Annotated in this window: 15 protein-coding genes and 1 pseudogene; 3 read left to right on the top strand and 13 right to left on the bottom strand. The window is 51.5% G+C overall.

The genetic code is table 11. The annotated features are described in order from the left end of the window. Positions 1–100: 100 nt before the first annotated feature. The 6 genes from FHT67_RS06485 to FHT67_RS06460 form a co-directional block, all read right to left on the bottom strand. A complete protein-coding gene (locus FHT67_RS06485) occupies positions 101–1,105 on the bottom strand; it encodes a metallophosphoesterase family protein (protein WP_167196506.1) in 1,005 nt (334 codons plus the stop codon). Beyond that, positions 1,102–1,743: a P-loop NTPase family protein gene (locus tag FHT67_RS06480; RefSeq protein WP_167196503.1), complete on the bottom strand. Its 642-nt coding sequence runs from the start codon at positions 1,741–1,743 to the stop codon at positions 1,102–1,104. Before FHT67_RS06480 ends, FHT67_RS06485 begins: the two co-directional genes overlap by 4 nt. A 13-nt stretch (positions 1,744–1,756) precedes the next feature. Further along, positions 1,757–1,990: a hypothetical protein gene (locus tag FHT67_RS06475; protein ID WP_167196501.1), complete on the bottom strand. Its 234-nt coding sequence runs from the start codon at positions 1,988–1,990 to the stop codon at positions 1,757–1,759. Positions 1,991–2,024: 34 nt separating this feature from the next. Next, positions 2,025–3,482: an AAA family ATPase gene (locus tag FHT67_RS06470; protein WP_167196499.1), complete on the bottom strand. Its 1,458-nt coding sequence runs from the start codon at positions 3,480–3,482 to the stop codon at positions 2,025–2,027. A gap of 138 nt (positions 3,483–3,620) precedes the next feature. After that, positions 3,621–3,881 carry a hypothetical protein gene (locus tag FHT67_RS06465; RefSeq protein WP_167196497.1) on the bottom strand — a complete coding sequence of 87 codons (261 nt, stop codon included), beginning with the start codon at positions 3,879–3,881 and terminating at the stop codon, positions 3,621–3,623. Continuing rightward, a complete protein-coding gene (locus tag FHT67_RS06460; RefSeq protein WP_167196494.1) occupies positions 3,869–4,129 on the bottom strand; it encodes a hypothetical protein in 261 nt (86 codons plus the stop codon). Before FHT67_RS06460 ends, FHT67_RS06465 begins: the two co-directional genes overlap by 13 nt. 234 nt (positions 4,130–4,363) lie before the next feature. Between FHT67_RS06460 and FHT67_RS06455 the strand changes: the two genes are divergently transcribed. Both FHT67_RS06455 and FHT67_RS06450 read left to right on the top strand, forming a co-directional pair. Next, positions 4,364–5,176 (top strand): S24 family peptidase, encoded by an 813-nt coding sequence (locus FHT67_RS06455; protein ID WP_167196491.1) that lies wholly within the window; start codon positions 4,364–4,366, stop codon positions 5,174–5,176. A gap of 12 nt (positions 5,177–5,188) precedes the next feature. After that, positions 5,189–6,823 carry a recombinase family protein gene (locus tag FHT67_RS06450; RefSeq protein WP_167196488.1) on the top strand — a complete coding sequence of 545 codons (1,635 nt, stop codon included), beginning with the start codon at positions 5,189–5,191 and terminating at the stop codon, positions 6,821–6,823. A gap of 22 nt (positions 6,824–6,845) precedes the next feature. On the opposite strand, the pseudogene FHT67_RS06445 reads toward FHT67_RS06450, so the two are convergent. The 4 genes and pseudogenes from FHT67_RS06445 to metH all read right to left on the bottom strand — a co-directional run. Further along, positions 6,846–8,663: pseudogene (locus tag FHT67_RS06445) on the bottom strand (DEAD/DEAH box helicase); the annotation flags it as partial. Between the two features lie 192 nt (positions 8,664–8,855). Next, the gene (locus tag FHT67_RS06440; RefSeq protein WP_167196485.1) at positions 8,856–9,827 is read right to left on the bottom strand and encodes a metal-dependent hydrolase; all 972 of its coding nucleotides are present in this window, start codon (positions 9,825–9,827) and stop codon (positions 8,856–8,858) included. Between the two features lie 100 nt (positions 9,828–9,927). Beyond that, positions 9,928–10,857, bottom strand: coding sequence for a ribonuclease Z (gene rnz / locus FHT67_RS06435; protein WP_167196482.1), 930 nt, complete (start codon positions 10,855–10,857; stop codon positions 9,928–9,930). Positions 10,858–10,962: 105 nt separating this feature from the next. Next, entirely contained in the window at positions 10,963–14,409 is a 3,447-nt protein-coding gene (metH, locus tag FHT67_RS06430; protein ID WP_167196479.1) for a methionine synthase, read from the bottom strand. A 146-nt stretch (positions 14,410–14,555) separates the two neighbouring features. On the opposite strand from metH, the gene FHT67_RS06425 reads away from it, so the two are divergent. Then, complete coding sequence (locus FHT67_RS06425) at positions 14,556–15,095, top strand: 1,2-dihydroxy-3-keto-5-methylthiopentene dioxygenase (RefSeq protein ID WP_132305005.1); 540 nt, start codon at positions 14,556–14,558, stop codon at positions 15,093–15,095. A 62-nt stretch (positions 15,096–15,157) separates the two neighbouring features. Here FHT67_RS06425 and FHT67_RS06420 read toward each other — a convergent pair whose 3' ends face one another. The 3 genes from FHT67_RS06420 to FHT67_RS06410 all read right to left on the bottom strand — a co-directional run bounded on the left by FHT67_RS06420 (position 15,158) and on the right by FHT67_RS06410 (position 16,750). Then, positions 15,158–15,946, bottom strand: coding sequence for an HAD family hydrolase (locus tag FHT67_RS06420; RefSeq protein WP_167196476.1), 789 nt, complete (start codon positions 15,944–15,946; stop codon positions 15,158–15,160). Positions 15,947–15,973: 27 nt separating this feature from the next. After that, positions 15,974–16,483, bottom strand: coding sequence for a hypothetical protein (locus FHT67_RS06415; protein ID WP_132305001.1), 510 nt, complete (start codon positions 16,481–16,483; stop codon positions 15,974–15,976). 78 nt (positions 16,484–16,561) lie between these two features. Further along, on the bottom strand, positions 16,562–16,750 hold the full coding sequence (locus FHT67_RS06410; RefSeq protein WP_015844221.1) for a DUF896 domain-containing protein: 189 nt from the start codon (positions 16,748–16,750) through the stop codon (positions 16,562–16,564). Positions 16,751–16,869: the final 119 nt, after the last annotated feature.

Below are 16,869 nucleotides of genomic sequence, written 5' to 3'. Positions count from 1 at the left end.
TGGCTGGCAGTATGTTCCGGATCCAGCCAGGCGAAGCGCATAACCTGTAGAAGCTCGTCCGCTTCTATCGGGTGCCCGCAGTTATTGCAGTTTAAAACTCTCATAGGGTAGCCAGGCGGGCTTCTTCGATCTTGGCCAGGGCCAGTTCCCGAACGCCAGCTGGAATATTGTTCTGCTCGGCTATCGTGTCTACAATAGTCGGAATGTCCAGCAGGACCTTTTCGCCGTTAGAATTCTGTACCAGGGCCGCGAAGGATTCCATAGCGTACTGGCGCTTCTGGTCGGCTTCGATCCGCGACCGGTCCAGCACTTCTTCCCCAGGCTTCGCGCTTTTCAGTGGGATAAGCTGAATATCCCCGGCCGGTCTGTTGTACTTTTCGGAGTTTTCAAGGTCTATAGTAATAAGCGCGACCTGGACCGTACGCTGGATTTCCGATACGCTGGCCGATAACCGGGTAAGACTTCCAGGGTTGCAGAATATCTTTCCGTCAGCCCTGCGGTATACGCCGTACCCGGTGTGGTCGTGGCCAGTCAGTACCATATCTGCGGAAGTATTTACTTCCTGGACAAGGGTAAAACGGTCGAATGGCGGTTCGTGGTCCAGCAGCATGCCATGGGCTACATGGATACGGTAATGGTCGTGGAATGGCGGTAGCTCGTTTTCCGGGCTGTACCCGTAGCCGTCTACGTCGATCTTTCCGCTATACGGCGTAAAAGTAATTACTACTTCGTTACGGTCCCCGAAGTAACTTGCGTCCGCTGGATCATTAATTACGTGAAGCTTAGGTACGATCCGCTCCAGCAGCCGTAACGACGTATTCGCATAGGCCTGAATGTTGTAGCCTGGAATATCGTGGTTACCGGCTGTCGTGTAGATCGGTACCGGGCTTTCGCTCAATAGGTCGGCTAAGTCATTCAGAACGCTGTTTGCGACGTTTGGCAAGTCGAAAGTATCGCCGGCCAATATTAGCGCTTCTACGTCGTGTTCGTGGGCCAGGTCGTATATCTCCAGGAATTTATTAAATAGCGCCTGCTTGTATTCGTCCTTGCGGTTTCGGGGATTCGTACCGCGTACGTGCGGATCCCCTACGAAAATAAATTTCATATTGCCCGTACCTCGCTTTCACCGTTGCGCTTCTGGCTTACCCGCAGGCTGCGGTCGCCGACGGCCGCCAGGTGTTCGTTATGCGTGATAAGGATAATCTGGCGCCCCAGCTGCTTGCTGTACTCTTTGAGGAAGAAGGCAACGTTAGGCGCGAATTCTGCGCTTACGTGCTTCCCTACTTCGTCCATTAGCAGCGGGCCGTCGATCTGCTCCAGCTCGGCCAGCGCCAAGCGCAGGGCTAACGTTACAACGTCAACCGCGCCGCCGCCGCGTCCGTAGTCTGGTCCTACCATTTGCCGCATAACGCCTTCGCTGTACAGCCAGTATTCGGCGATAGGCTGCAGGCCCTTAACGTCTAGGACAATATGGAAGGCGTAGCCCCGTTCGGGGAATACGACCTGCAGCGCTTGCGTAACGATCTGTTCGACGCGGCCCTTAACTTGCTGGCGGGCGTATTCGCTCGATTTCTGCAGAAGGATCTGTACCTGGTCATTAACGCCCAGCTGCTTGGACGCTTCCAGGCTGCGGATCTGCGCCTGGTCGCGTTCTTTTAGGATAAGGTCGCGCTGCCCGATCCGGGCCGCCAGCTTTTCACGGGCGGCTCGAATGTCAGCCTTTACGGTGTTTAGTCGGATCATGATACCGGCCCCCTTATACGGCCGGTATCAACGCTTCGACCTTATTCAGGTCGGCCGTTATCTTGGCTTCCAGCTTGGCGATCTCGTCGTTAACGGTTTCAGGCGTTACGTTCAGTTCCGCCATTTTCGCCGTTACCTCCTGCTTCTGCTGCTCTGCTGCCTGCAGTTGGGTTTCTGCCACCGCCTGCGCTCTTTTTGCGCGCTCAATACGCTGTTTGGCTTGCTCGATACGGGATTTAATATCCATCTGAAAATGCCCCTTCGCTGTGGTTTTTTAGTTGTCAATGTACGTGTGTTGCTGTTGGTTGTTCACATAGCGGACATATGCCGCCGGCATCGTCCCAGGCTGCAGCCAGTTCTAGTTCAGCTAGCCGTATTTCGTCGGCTGCTCTGTTGTAGTCCTGCTGGGCCTTGTCGCGCGTCTGCTCCTTAATGAGGAAGGCCGCGCGTATTTCTTTAAGAGGTATCAACCGTTCGTGATCGGATACCAGGTTCGTAAGCGAGTCGGCCGCTGGATCCAGGCCAGCCAAGTAGTCCATATTTGAAGCTGCAGCTGTGTGTAAGTCGCTTACGACTTCATAAGTAACCTTAATGTCGTCTAACTTGTTGTAGCGTTCCAGCGATAATTCTATGGCTGGAAGCAGCTCTGCCGCCTGGTCGATCCCAGCCGTTTTCATTAAAACTTCATTCGAAGTCTTTACGGCCGCTTCGTGCTTGTGGTAAGATTCTGCTAATAAAATTATTGAAGATTGCTTGTCTGCTGTGGCTTCTACTTGCTGTAGTAACCATTCGGCCGGCTCAATGCCTTCGTAATCTTTCATCTGTCTGGTAAGGTTTTCTACTGTGGCGGTAGCCCTTGCCAGCTGTCCATACAGGTCCAGTAACGTGTCGTAACGTTGCTGGACTTTTTCTATTTCTTTTAAATCTTCTTCCAGGCTTGGTACATCGGTCAGCCTGTCCAGGGTTGCGGCTGCTTCAGCCAGTTGATTTGTCGCCCGGTCCAGCTGCATGCGTAGCGAAAGTAAGTCGCTTTGTTTTGCCAGGTCCTTGTCGATCTGTTCGGCCAACCACTCCGCCGCGTCGATCTGCGCTTTTATGTCGTCCAGGTCCTGGTAGTCCAACGCCTGCATTACCTTGCGCTCGTACTCTTTGTCGGCCGCGGCCTTCTCACTTCTCGCCGCGTATGTATCCTTCGCTACCGACTTAAGCGCCTGGTCGATTGATTCCGTACCGGCAAGCTTTCCTAACACCTTCGCGCCAGCGCTTCCTGGCTGGCTTAACAAAAACGGTGTATCCAGCTGGTAAGCGAAGTTTAGATGCACTTCTAATTCGGGCTTACCTTGTGCGTCCCGTCCGTATACGGTGCTGCGAATTCCCAGTGCTTCCTTAACGGCTTCGGGTACTTCGGCTTTCTCGAAAGGTTCGTCATAACCGGTTACCCAGTATTTCGTCTTACCTTTCCGCCTGGTCTTCTTAATTACTACGCCGTTATCCAGCGTTACTTCTACGCCGGCTTCCTCTGCCTGGTGAATAATCTCCCCGGCTTCGTTCCGGATTGTGTGTAAGAAGTCTTCGCCGCTAGGTTGACCTTCCGCCAGCCAGCGGATCGCCCGCAGCGTTCCGGAAGTCTTACCGCTGTCCGACGCCCCCGTAATAACAGTAAGGCCAGGGTCCAGCGTGTATTCGGATGCTATGTGAGATTCGAAGCCCCATACTTTGACGTCTACTATCTTAGGCATAGGCTGGATCCCTCCGTTTCTCTCATTATGCGTTGCCGGGTTTCTTGGCTGCTTATTTGCGCCTTGAAGCTTTGGACTGCCTGTAAGGCTTCCCAGCCCTTCATTAACCGGCTTGCATAGATTATAACGGGCGACCCGCTAGGCCGTTCGGTAGCGGTCTGGCTGGCGTTCTCCATAATTCCCTTCGCTGCTGTCATGTGGTTTACACCTCCTTTCAAGCGCCCGGCTGGCTTCGTCCCATAATTGTGTAATGGGCTTCGTGCCTTCTCCCCAGGCTCTTAATAGGTCCAGCGCTTCGTCGGGTTCTTCCTTCGACAACTCAGCGAGTTTGACCGGTAGATAAGCTCGTTTTCGAACCAGCTCCCGATCTATCGGCAGTTCAGGCGTTAATCCTTGCATACCGTTTCCTCCGCCTGAATGAATTCGTCAAAGTCCAGCTCTTTTTCTTTACAGTAGTTACGAAGCTTGCCCATGAATACCAGGCCGGCCTTCGCTTCCTCTTTGTTCAACAACCTGTGAAGATTCGGTACCGGTACGCCCAACCTGCGGGCCAGTTCTCTGTAACCCTGCGCGTTCTTGCGGGGCTTCTCCAGGCCGTCCAGCGTGGCGTCTACTTCCTTCCACAATCGTTCTTTATTAAGTTGCATATCGTGTAGTCTTCCTTTCCCGGCTGATTTTCATTACATCGGTGTAACAACTTGTCTGCCGTGCTTAGAAATTTATCACAGACTGTTACATGCAGTCAACAATTTCAGGAAAGTTTATTTTTCTGTTACCTGGGAATAACAATTTTAAAAAGTTGTAACCTTTACCGTTGCCTAGAAGTAACAATAACTGTATAATCGTTATCAACAAATAACAAAAATGATGAGGTGTCTATATTGTCGGGCTTTAATAAAGAGAAATTCGCGGAACTACTTAAGCAAGCTATAGGGAATCGTTCGTTAAATAGATATGCGGAAGCAGCTGGGGTATCCAATGCTCACGTATCTCGCCTTATGCGCTGTAAGCTGGAGAAAGCTCCGGAAGCTGAAACAATTAAAAAGCTGGCAGAAGCAGCACAAAACGAAGTAACTTACGAAGACTTCATGGAAGCAGCTGGACACTTTACAGAAGATATATTAGTTAAACGGCTAGAGACTTTACGGCAGCTGCGCGCCGATATGTTAGAAGCAGACAAGCAAGTACAGCAGGCACAAGCTAATGTAAACGAAGCAGACCGCGAACGGACCGAAGCGGAAGCCGAACTGGCCGCCTTGCTGGCTCTGGAAAAAGCCGGCGCAGAACACATAAACGACTTTATTCGTGTTCCTGTCCTGGGATCTATTGCTGCAGGCTTGCCGATCCTGGCCCAGGATAACGTTCTGCAGTATGACGTAATCCCTAATCCCGGCGGCGTTAAAGAAGGCGAATTGTTCTTTCTAATGGTAAAAGGCGATAGCATGATAGGTTCGCGCATTTATGAAGGGGATAAAGTTCTCGTTAAGGTTCAACCGGAAGTGGAAGACGGACAAATAGCAGTTGTAAATGTTGACGGTGAACATGCTACTTTGAAGCGCGTTAAGCGGATCAACGGGCAGTATCTGCTTATGTCAGACAACCCGAAGTATGAACCGATCATAATTGCATCTGATTCGGCGCGCATATGCGGTAAGGTTATCCAGGTCGTTTTCGATCCGAATAAACGCTACTAGGGGGCTGCAGCAATGTTAGACATACAGCCAATTGTTGATTACTTTAACCAGGGCCATACCGTCTACTATTCCAAGAAGGCAGCGAGAAGTAAAAACAACCGTGTAGCCATTTATATTAGAGTTTCGACGAAGCTCCAGGAACATAAGTTTTCACTACGGGCTCAAATACAAGAGCTTACCCGGTACGCCGAACAAATGGGCTGGGATATTATCGCAATATATCGCGACGTCGATAGCGGCGGTAAGCTTGATAAAAAAGGCTTAAGCACTATGCTGGACGACGTAGACGAAGACAAAATAGATGTTGTTTTATGTATTGAGCAGGACCGGCTTTCCCGCCTTGATACAGTAGCCTGGGAATACTTGAAAAGCCAGCTGCGCGAAAATGACGTAAAGATAGCCGAACCTGGGAACATAACAGACCTGGCAAATGAAGACGACGAATTTATAAGCGATATTAAAAACCTTATAGCCAAACGGGAAAAGCGATCTATCGTTAAAAAGATGATGCGCGGTAAACGTCAACGTACCCGAGAAGGTAAGGGCTGGGGAAAACCACCCTGGGAATTCAATTACGACAAGAATACCGGCAGCTATACGATTAACGAAAAGTGGGCCTGGGTTATCCAATACATAGATGATAAATACCTAAACGAAGGATTAAGCGACGCGAATATAGCCCTGGCGCTTACGGCTGTTACGAAGACACCAAGCGGTAAGGCCTGGGATTCCCAGCATATACGGCAGCGTCTGAATTCGAAAGCATACCATGGCGTTATGGAAAAGAGTTTTGGCAATGGCGAAACAATCGTAGTAGATAACGTTTTTCCGCTGCTGCGTAGTGAAGAAACCTGGCACAAGATCCAAGCGAAGCGGAAGCAGAAGTACCAGCGTCGCGCCCCTGTCCATCCTCACCTATTGCGTAACGTACATACGACATGTGGATACTGCGGCCATAAACTGGCTGTAAAACAATCCGGTAGCGCTGCGTACGCCTTCCACTACTACCTGCAGCACTCAACCGAATATAAGCACAACTACTCGCCGAATTGCGGCATGTCCATTAATACGATCCGCATAGAATTTAACCTGGTTAAGGCCGTGAAGGAGATCCTGGCCAGCGAAGAAACGGCAAAGCGCTATATACAGTTCGAATTTAGCCAGGCAGACATAGACAAGCTTACGGCCGATATAGCGGCTGCTAACCGCCTGCTAAACGACGTACAGGCCAAGTACGATAATCTGCTGGACCTGGTGCTGGATGGCGGCGGGGGATTCTCTAAGGCCGCGCTAGAGACGAAGCAGGCAAGCCTGGAAGCCGAACGCGACGCGCATACAGCACGTAAGCGGCAGCTGGAAGACAGGAAGGAAGCCCTGGCGGCTAATATGTTTAACTACGAAGTCGTGTACCAATACCTGGCCGTAGCCGAACGCTTCGAAGTCGAATTAAACGAACATGAAAAAATGGAGATGGTTGGCCGGCTGTTCTCGTCGGGGGTTCTCTATGAAGATAGATACGTACTGCAGGGGAATATCGCGGGGATTACTTTCGAAGTCGAAGTACCTGTAGCGCCCGATCCGTTCGCGCATTTAAATAACGTTTGGACCAAACAAAAAGAAGAAAAGCGTAAAGGGCAGCTGGATTAAATTCCGCTGCCCTTCGTGGTTTTGTACTATGGTTTATTTTCTTGAAAATCGTCGGGATCATCGTAACCGCCACATCCCCTTGATGAACGGCGCCGCTGCCGGAGATTCTGGACTTGTCGATCTCCAGAACCTTCAGATTCACCGCGAGATTCGCGTCCGTATAGTACTCGACGTCCACCTCGCGCACGTAGGCCTTCTTATGGTCCCAGTCCAGCTTCTCGACCTGATACTGCACGCCTTCATGCAAATATATCGCTTCGTCATGAAGGAGGGTCATCGCGCTGAACCGGTCCATCTCGCCGATGATTCGGACGTCGGCCACATTCGACTGGTCCACGATGACGACATTTTCCTGCGAGGCGGAACGCAGGCTGATCTCGCTTGCAGGGAAAGCCTGGTTCGCCCAATAGAACGTATCTCCGTTACGATGCAGCACTCGTTCCTCCTGGAGGTACTCCAGAATCTCGCTGATCTCAAGCGGCCCGAATTCCTCCGTATTCTTAAACGGCAGCTCATAGGCCGCGCAGCGGACATGATCGACGAGGATAATCAGATTCTCGGGATTGATTCTCGCGGACTCCGGGTTGCGGTCGAAGAAGTATTCCGGATTCTGGACGATATATTGATCAATAGGCGTAGAGCTGGCTACCATCAGAATTAGCGCTTCGCCGTGCCTTCTGCCGGCCCGCCCCGCCTGCTGCCAGGTGCTCGCAACGCTGCCGGGATATCCCGTCATCACGCAGACCTGGAGCTGGCCGATATCCACGCCAAGCTCCAAGGCATTGGTGCTTACGACGCCAAGAATTTCGCCTTCCCTGAGACCCTTCTCGATTTCTCTCCGCTGCTTCGGCAGGTATCCTCCCCGGTACCCCCGGATAGACTTCGTGCCGATTTCATTCTTGACCAGCTCTTGAATGTGACTGAGAATGATCTCCACCCTCACGCGGCTGCGGGCAAATACGATGGTCTGAATCTTGTTCTTCAGAAATTCCCTCGCCAGATGATTCACTTCTACGGTCGCGCTTTTCCGGATGTTCAGCGGCACATTAACGATCGGAGGGTTGTAGAAGACAAAGTGCTTCCGGCCCCTCGGTGCGCCGTTATCGTCAATCAGCCGCATCGGGCTGCCGGTCAGCTGCTCCGCCAGCTCCTTCGGGTTCGCAATGGTTGCGGATGTGCAAATAAAGGTCGGATTGCTTCCGTAAAACTTGCAGATGCGCTTCAGCCTGCGGATGACATTGGCCACATGGCTTCCAAATACGCCCCGGTATGTATGCAGCTCGTCAATGACGATATATTTCAAATTCTCGAACAGGCTTACCCATTTCGTATGATGAGGCAGGATGGCGGAATGAAGCATGTCGGGATTCGTTATAACGATATGGCCGGCTTTGCGGACGATCTGGCGGATCGTCGGCGAAGTGTCTCCGTCGTAAGTGTAGCTCTTGATGTCGATGCCCATCTCGTTAATGATCTCGTTAAGCTCGCTCTTCTGGTCCTGCGCCAGCGCTTTGGTCGGGAACAAGTACAACGCGCGGCTTGTATCATCCTTGGCTATCGCCTGCAGCACGGGCAGGTTGTAGCATAACGTCTTGCCGGATGCCGTTGGCGTTACCGCAACGATGTTTTCTCCTTTGGACGCAAGCCGGAACGCCGTTCCCTGATGGGTGTACAGCTCGGAAATTCCGCGCTTCTGCAGCGCCTCCCGGATTCGCGGATCAACGCTGTCGTCGAACGGCGTTGTTTTGGCCTCCTGCGGCTCCATCTCATGCCAATTCACTATATTTTCATTCGAGCGTAGCTCCTCGATTAATTCAGGCAAAGTTTTCTTCTTGAACATAGACGTCCGTCACCCCTTGATACCAACAGTTTAGCGAATATTTGTTCGATTGGCTAGAGGGTTCAAGGAAGACATATTTTGGCGATCGCAAGGCATAGCGGCCTCGGCGAACGCGTTTTATTTCGGAACATTCTAATCCATGTCTATTGTGAGAATTAAAAAAACCGCCCCCGGAAAGGGGCGGGCAGCCGTTTATACATGAGGAGATTCCCAGGAGCGCTTGCTCCAGCCGACATGATGGCCAAGCACCTTCATGTCCCGGTCCAGTTGGACGTCAACGCCAAAAGCCATTTGATTGTCCCGCCAGAACCGTACGTCTTTCCAGGAGACCTCGTAGCCGTCCTGTTTTTCCTCCACCTGCAGATGCACCTGCTCGGCAAATCCAAGGAACGCTTTTACCCCGTCGGCCTCCAATGCGGCTTTTACAGCCGGCGCATGTTCGCCTGGTTCATATTTGAGCACGGTTGACTCCAGACGGATCCCGACGCCGGTTACGGTGCCTGTGCGATAGCAATCCCCGCAATCGGCCGTAAACTGCCAGCTCCTGCCCGACATGCTGGGAACAAGCGTTATGGCCGCAACCCCGCGGAGCTGGAGCTTCAGTCTTCTTTTGATCCGCCAGCGCAGCCGCAGGCGTATGGCGATATAGAGCACGGTTGCGGCGTATATAGAGGCAAACATCGGCCCCGGCGGGAAAACGCCCAGTATCCAGCAGAGCAATCCGATTGCATGGGCTCCGAACAGATAAGGATCAAACAGGCAAAGGGCATCCAAATGCCACCATTTCCTGGAGAACGGCCGGAGGCATTGAACGCCATACGTATTGAACAGATCCAGAACAATATGAAAGCATACCGCGGCAAGCGTCCATAACATAACCAGAAGAACATGATCCGGGACGCCGAACAGCCATGCGAAAGCCCCGCCGATTCCGGCGGACCATAGAAGCGGAGCCGGCACGGAATGCGTAATCCCCCGGTGGTTCCGAATGTAGGCAGCCTGGCCCTTTAACCTTGCAAAGACATCGAAATCCGGCGCGTGGCTGCCAAGCACCGTTCCGGCCAGAACCGCATACCCGATCTCCGGATGCACGGTAATAACCGGATCCAGCATGGCAAGACCGCCAAGCGTTGCGCCAAACAGCAAATGACTTCCCGTATCCACCTGACCTCATCTCCTTAGCCGCAGATTTAAGGCCAGCATAATACGGTACCGTTAAGGGATTATTTTCGAAGCATGTTGATTTTGTAAGGAGGCTTGATAACTACCCTCTGGGTCTCGGAATTTCCGTATGATACAGGTCATGGGCGGCATAGGATTCCGGGAAAATCGTTCTTGCTTCCTCTTCAAGGCCCGCGAGATCCTCATCGACAAACCTGGTGCTGAAATGTGTCATGATCAGCCTCTTGGCGTTGGCGTCCCGCGCGGTTGTTGCCGCTTCGATAGTCGTAGAATGACCGTACAGATGGGCTTTCTCTTCCTGTCCCGCCGCGAAGGTTGCTTCATGCACGAGCAAATCCGCGTTTTGAGCCAGTCGTAAGGCGTTGTCGCAGGGCTTGGTATCGCCCGCAATCGTAATAATTCGGCCGCATTGCGGTTTTCCCGCAACGTCTGCCGCTCGGACGACCGTACCGTCAGGCAGTGTAACGTCTTCCCCTTTTTTAATCCGCCCAAACAACGGACCTGCCGGGACGCCTAACTGCTGAAGCCTCTCGACATTCAGCTTGCCAGGGCTTTCGCATTCCGTAATGCGGTAGCCAAAGCAAGGAACGCGATGCTCAAGCGGCAGAGCTTCAACCGTGTAACGCTCGGTTTTATAGACGATTCCTTCGGATACTTCATGGTAAGTAATTTCGTAATCAAGGCGGGAACTGCTTAACGTAAGCGCTGTCTCAATCATCTCGCGAATACCCGGAGGACCAAACAGCTGAAGAGGAGTGTTGCCGCCAACGTAGGACCGGGTGCTGAGAAGCCCCGGAATCCCGTATGTATGATCGCCATGCAGATGGGTAACAAACAACGCTTCAAGCTTGTTCAGCTTCAGCGGCGTTCGCATTAATTGATGCTGGGTTCCTTCACCCGCGTCAAACATCCAAAGCGAGCAGTCCGGATCCGGCAGCTTAAGTGCGATGGATGTTACATTCCGATGCTTCATCGGGCGGCCTGCGCCTGTTCCCAGAAACCATAATTCCATTGTGCTGCCACCTCCAGATCACCATATGAATAAATAGGATGAAAGCCCCCGCTTGCTCCGGCTGGTTGGTCGACCAGCCGGAGCTTACGGAGGCTTAGCTTGCATTTATCGTTCTACTTTTTCAACATTGAAATATTGCGCTTCCGGATGGGCGAATACCATCGCGGATACGGATGCTTCCGGCTCCATCATGAAGCCCTCCGTCAATTCCACGCCGATATCCTCCGGCTTCATCAGCTCGAAGAGCGGTCCCTGGTCTTCCAGGTTTGGACACGCCGGATAACCGAAGGATACGCGAATACCTTGATATCGCGCGCCGAAGCGCTGCTTCATCGTCATTGTAGCCGGATCCGGGTACCCCCAAATATCGCGCATCATATGATGGACGCGTTCCGCCATCGCCTCGGCTACCTCTAGGGCCACCGATTGCAAGGCGTGCGAGCGGAGATAATCGCCTTTTTCCTTCCACTCGTTTGCCAGCTCCCGTACGCCTTGACCGGCTGTAACGACAAGGAATCCGACATAATCCATAATGCCGCTATCCACCGGCTTCAAATAATCCGCCAAGCAAAGGAATGGCTCTACCTGCTGGCGCGGGAACGTAAACCGCTTGATCTCCTTCGTATGATCCTGAGGGTCATAGATGATGATATCATTGCCTGACGATTGCGCCGGGAAGAAACGGTACATGCCGTGTGCCTTAATAATACCGTTTGTTGTGCCCTCCTGCAAAATCCCGTCAACGGTTTCTTTCAGTTGCACGGCCTTCTCGTTGCCTTCCTGAAGAAGGTTATCCACGTTGCCCTTCAGGCCCAGGTGATGGCCAAGCAGCATCTGCATGTTCACATACGGAATGATATGCGGAATCGGAACATCGCGCAGAATATGTCTGTCCGTATCCGGCGGGATATAGACCGGCGCATCCACGGAGATTTTCGAGCGCTCAACCCGGGTTAGCTGCGGCTGAGGTTTTTTCTCCTCTTCCGCGTCGCCGCCGGATTCTTTGTAAATCCGCAATTCCTCTTCCATTTTGCCGCGATGCTCTTTATCCATCAGCTTGTTGGCGAGATCCAGACCGTCCATCGCATCCTTTGCGTACAACGTCAAGCCGTCATATTCGGGGCCGATTCTTGTCTTCGTGAATTTTCGCGTAAGAGCTGCGCCGCCAACCATGATTGGAGCGGAAATACCCGCGTTACGCATATCCTGAGCGGTTACGACCATCTGTTGAGCGGATTTGACAAGCAGACCGGATAGGCCGATAATGTCGGCATTTTCCTTGCGCTGCGCTTCAATCAGCTGTTCAGGCGGTACTTTGATGCCGAGGTTAATGATTTTGTAACCGTTATTCGACAAAATAATTTCGACAAGGTTTTTACCGATATCATGCACATCGCCTTTAACCGTTGCCAGGATGATTTTGCCCTTCACGGAAGTTTCATTTTTTTCCATGAACTGTTCCAGATGGGCGACCGATGCCTTCATTACCTCGGCGCTCTGCAGAACCTCCGCCACGATCAGCTCGTTATTGTTGAACAGACGTCCTACTTCTTCCATCCCGCGCATCAACGGTCCGTTAATAACTTCCAGCGCCGTATATTTCTTGAGCGCCTCGTCGAGGTCAGGTATAAGTCCTTCCTTCGTACCTTCCACGATGTATGAGGCAAGACGCTCCTCGAGGGAAAGATTCGATACCTTCTCCTTCTTCACGACCTTCTTCTCGCGGAATGCCGCAACGAAAGCAGCAAGCGTATCGTCATTAGTATTATAGATCAGATCTTCCGCCAGCTTGCGCTCTTCCTCCGGAATGGAAGCATACCGCTCCAGTTTTTCCGTATTTACGATCGCATAGTCAAGTCCGGCCTTTGTACAGTGGTACAGGTAGACCGAGTTCAGCACCTCGCGGCCCGCATCAGGCAGACCAAACGAGATGTTGCTCAGACCCAGAATCGTCTTGGCTTTCGGGAACTTCTCTTTAATCATCCGGATGCCTTCGATCGTCTCAACGGCGGATCCGATATACTGCGGGTCGCCGGATCCTACCGGGAACATGTTCGGGTCGAAAATGATATCTTCCGGATTCATGCCGTATTTATTGACCAGTAGATTATAAGAACGCTCGGCCACTTCCATCTTCGCTTCGCGGGAAACAGCCTGTCCGCGCTCATCGATCAGGATCATGACAACCGCGGCACCGTATTGATGAATCAGCGGCAGGATCTTCTCGAACTTCGATTCGCCGTCCTCCAGGTTAATCGAGTTGATGATGGCCTTGCCTTGCGAATATTTCAGCCCCAGCTCGATGATATGATCGTACGTCGAGTCGAGCATTAAAGGCACTTTGATTTTCTTCACGACCTGAGGCAGGAATTGATGTACCGCATACGCCTCGTCGATATCCGTATCCTGCAGGTTGATATCGATAATATGGGCGCCTCCCTTAACCTGGGAACGGGCGATCTCCGAAGCCTCGTCGAACTTGCCTTCTTTGATCAGGCGTTTGAATTTTCGGGAACCGGAAATGTTGGTCCGTTCTCCGATCATAATCGGGCGGTTGTCTTCCTCGATAAATACCGTATCGATACCGGACACGGCAGCCGGATGAGTACCGTACTGCGTACGCGGCGCATAATTCGCCATCGTCTCGTACAAGGCTTTAATATGAGCCGGGGTTGTGCCGCAGCAGCCGCCCGCAATGTTAAGCCAGCCCTGCTCGGCAAATGCCGACATTTTTCGCGCAAGAGATTCAGGAGACTCATGGTAATGTCCGTTCTCGTCCGGCAGGCCCGCGTTTGGATAACAGCTGACAGCCGCATCGGCAATTTCGCTGAGCGAACGGATATGGTCGCGCATGAATTCGGGGCCGGTTGCGCAGTTCAGTCCGATCGAAATCGGTTTCAGATGTTCCAAGGAAATATAGAAGGATTCAATGGATTGACCGGCGAGCGTAGTGCCCATCGGCTCAATGGTACCCGAAATCATAATCGGAAGCTCGCGGTTAGTAGCCTCAAACGCCTTGCGGATCCCGATGCTTCCCGCTTTTACGTTTAAGGTATCCTGCGACGTCTCCAAGAGAATGGCGTCAACATTGCCTTCGATTAAAGCAACGGTTTGTTCGTAATAGCTGTCTACTAGCTCGTCAAACGTAACGCCGCCGGTTACGGAAAGCGTTTTTGTAGTTGGCCCCAATGCGCCGACTACATACCGGGGGCGGTCAGGTGTCGAGAATTTATCCGCCGCGTCTCTTGCCAGCTTGGCAGCAGCAAGGTTAATTTCCCGGGCTTTTTCAGGTATGTCATATTCCGCCAATACGACGCTGGTCGCGCCAAACGTGTTGGTTTCCAAAATATCGGCTCCGGCTTCCAGATACTTCTCATGGATCGTCGAAATAACGTCCGGACGCGTTAATACGAGCATTTCGTTACAGCCGTCAAGCTCTTCTCCGCCAAAATCCTCAGCAGTCAGATTAGCCTGCTGAATCATCGTTCCCATCGCTCCGTCCAGGATGAGTATCCGTTGCTGCATCAATTCTTGTATGGTCGGTTTCAACAAATTTCGTACACCCTTCCTCCGAAAATCATTAACAAATAGTGTAACAGAATAGCCGCACTCTGAAAAGGCAGTCCATCGACATTTGACTACATTTGCTATATAATTGGACTTATCAGTTAATTTCTATAGGGAAAGAGGGATTGAGAATGGCTGAAATCCGCATTCGCAATACTAATGAACGTATTTCTGGAGAACAGAACGTTCGTGAATTTTTAGACAAGCAAGAAGTTCTTTATGAACATTGGGATGCAACGAAATTGCCTGCGCACCTTCAAGAGAAATTCGTTCTCTCCGATGAAGAGAAGGCAGAAGTTCTGTCCACTTTCAATGCTGAAATTACGGACCTTGCCGCTCGCCGCGGTTACAAAACTTGGGACATCATTACATTATCCGATGCCACTCCAAACCTTGATGAACTGCTGAAGAAATTCGAATCCGTTCATACACATACAGAAGATGAAGTTCGCGCGATTACGGCCGGCAAAGGCATCTTCGTTATTAAAGGGACCGAAGAAGTTGGTTACTTCGACGTTGAACTCGAAGCCGGCGACGTGATCTCCGTTCCGGAGAGAATCCCTCACTTCTTCACATTGATGGATAACCGCCAAATCGTAGCCGTACGTCTGTTCATTGAGACAGAAGGCTGGATTGCTCATCCGTTCGAAGACCCTGCTTTCGTTAAATAAGACGTTTTCAAAAAAAAGCCCCTCTTTCCATCTTCCGATGGCGAGGGGCTTTGTCTTGTCCATTATTGCTCAAGAAGCAGCAGCAGCTCTTCCAAATGAGCAATCTCGTGCGAAGGAATGATTTCGTCATTGCGTACCGCGCCATGACGGTTCACCCATACTGAAGTCATGCCAATCGTATTGGCGCCAAGAATATCGGTAGTCAGCTTGTCGCCAACCATAATGCCATGATCCGGCTCGATTCCGAGACGCTCCAGGGCATGACGGAAGATCGACGCGGCAGGCTTGCCTTCCCCGAACTCACCGGAAATAATGATATGGTCAAAGTATGGAATCAGCTCCGGAACGCCGGCAAGCTTCTCGCGCTGCAGATCCGGCGAGCCGTTTGTGAGCAAAAGCAGTTTGTATTTTCCTTTCAGGGCATCAAGCACGCGGAACGTTTCATCGTAGACCAGCGGACGCTTGCGGCGTTCCGCAGGGAACTGGTCCGCAAGCTTTGCGCCCAGCTCTTCGTTGTCAACGCCTAACGCGCGCAGGCCGCGTGTCCAAGCTTCCTTGCGGTAGCCCGGCGCAAGCTGCTCCAGCTTGCGGAATTCCTCCTGCTCGCCTTCGCGGAAGTTCGCCCAGAGTCCTTCAAACGGGTTAATCCCGATCATCTTCGTGAACGGGAACGTCTCATAGGACTCGTAAAGAGCGCGCGCTTCTTTGCGTACGGCTTCCTCAAGCTGCTGCGGATCAACGCCGGCAGCTTCCGCACCGGCTTGGCATGTTGCTTCAAATGCTTCTTTTACGCTGCGATCATCCCACAACAGCGTATCGTCAAGATCAAATAGTACCGCTTGCTTCCCCATAATTCGCATAACTCTCCTACTCTTTTTCTATTTTTGTTCGAAAGGCAAATGGTGTGTTTTGGCGAAATCCTGCAGTTTGCTGCCGATCTCATCCGTCGGATAACGGTTGAGCAGCCGCGAGAATACCCAGTTCGCGCCTTTTTGCTGCATGATTACGACAGCACCGTTTTGCACGCTGATCCCTTTAATGTTGGATACATGCAGCTGCTTGTCCCCCGTCATTTTGCGGGTTTGAATATAGTCTTTGCCGATTGTAACGTAAGGACGCCGCAAGAAGAAAATCAGCGCAAGGAAAATGTAGCAGCCTATCGTTACCCAGAACATGGTTGTAGGCTTAAAGGATGGATCCGTCGTAATGAATACCGTATACATGCTGATCAACAAAATAAGCACAATCGGAAATATGTAGTTGCGGCCGGTATACCGGTCTACCTTGGGTGCTGCCGAAGTGCCGATTTGCGATGCGCCATGCTTTTTACGCGCCTTGTTAATTTGGTTCGTATTTTTGCGCACTTTGCGCTCCCACGTGCGTGACAAAGCAATTCCTCCTATTGTATATTGCAGGCGCCGTTCATGGAACGGCGCCAACGCTAGCTAAATGGATATATGTCCTAATTAATGCGCGACATCGTTAGGATCGCCGTCTACAATTTCGATGGAATCCAACTGCTGGCGGAAATTCCTTTTGAAATTCTCCAAATATTTCTGACGCAACACGGCACGTTCCGCAATTTCTTCTTCCGTCAAACCTACCGTTTTATTTTTACGGGATAATTCGTTAATACGCGCGATGACTTCTTCCACTGCCTTCACCTCATTTGCTTATTACTCATCCTTCTTACCTATTTTGACTTTTATCCCGAGTAATTGTCAAGGCAATGATAGAAGAATGAGAAAAGGACAGATAATTTCGAACATCCTGT

The organism is Paenibacillus sp. BK720 (assembly GCF_011761545.1).
Classification (GTDB): domain Bacteria; phylum Bacillota; class Bacilli; order Paenibacillales; family Paenibacillaceae; genus Pristimantibacillus.
Note: the sequence above shows the minus strand (reverse complement) of the source record. Positions and strands in the feature narration are given on the sequence as shown.

Coding starts and splice junctions, on each gene's coding strand:
- FHT67_RS06485 (WP_167196506.1), bottom strand. CDS start 1,105: ATGAAATTTATTTTCGTAGGGGATCCGCACGTACGCGGTACGAATCCC.
- FHT67_RS06480 (WP_167196503.1), bottom strand. CDS start 1,743: ATGATCCGACTAAACACCGTAAAGGCTGACATTCGAGCCGCCCGTGAA.
- FHT67_RS06475 (WP_167196501.1), bottom strand. CDS start 1,990: ATGGATATTAAATCCCGTATCGAGCAAGCCAAACAGCGTATTGAGCGC.
- FHT67_RS06470 (WP_167196499.1), bottom strand. CDS start 3,482: ATGCCTAAGATAGTAGACGTCAAAGTATGGGGCTTCGAATCTCACATA.
- FHT67_RS06465 (WP_167196497.1), bottom strand. CDS start 3,881: ATGCAAGGATTAACGCCTGAACTGCCGATAGATCGGGAGCTGGTTCGA.
- FHT67_RS06460 (WP_167196494.1), bottom strand. CDS start 4,129: ATGCAACTTAATAAAGAACGATTGTGGAAGGAAGTAGACGCCACGCTG.
- FHT67_RS06450 (WP_167196488.1), top strand. CDS start 5,189: ATGTTAGACATACAGCCAATTGTTGATTACTTTAACCAGGGCCATACC.
- rnz (WP_167196482.1), bottom strand. CDS start 10,857: ATGGAATTATGGTTTCTGGGAACAGGCGCAGGCCGCCCGATGAAGCAT.
- FHT67_RS06425 (WP_132305005.1), top strand. CDS start 14,556: ATGGCTGAAATCCGCATTCGCAATACTAATGAACGTATTTCTGGAGAA.
- FHT67_RS06420 (WP_167196476.1), bottom strand. CDS start 15,946: ATGGGGAAGCAAGCGGTACTATTTGATCTTGACGATACGCTGTTGTGG.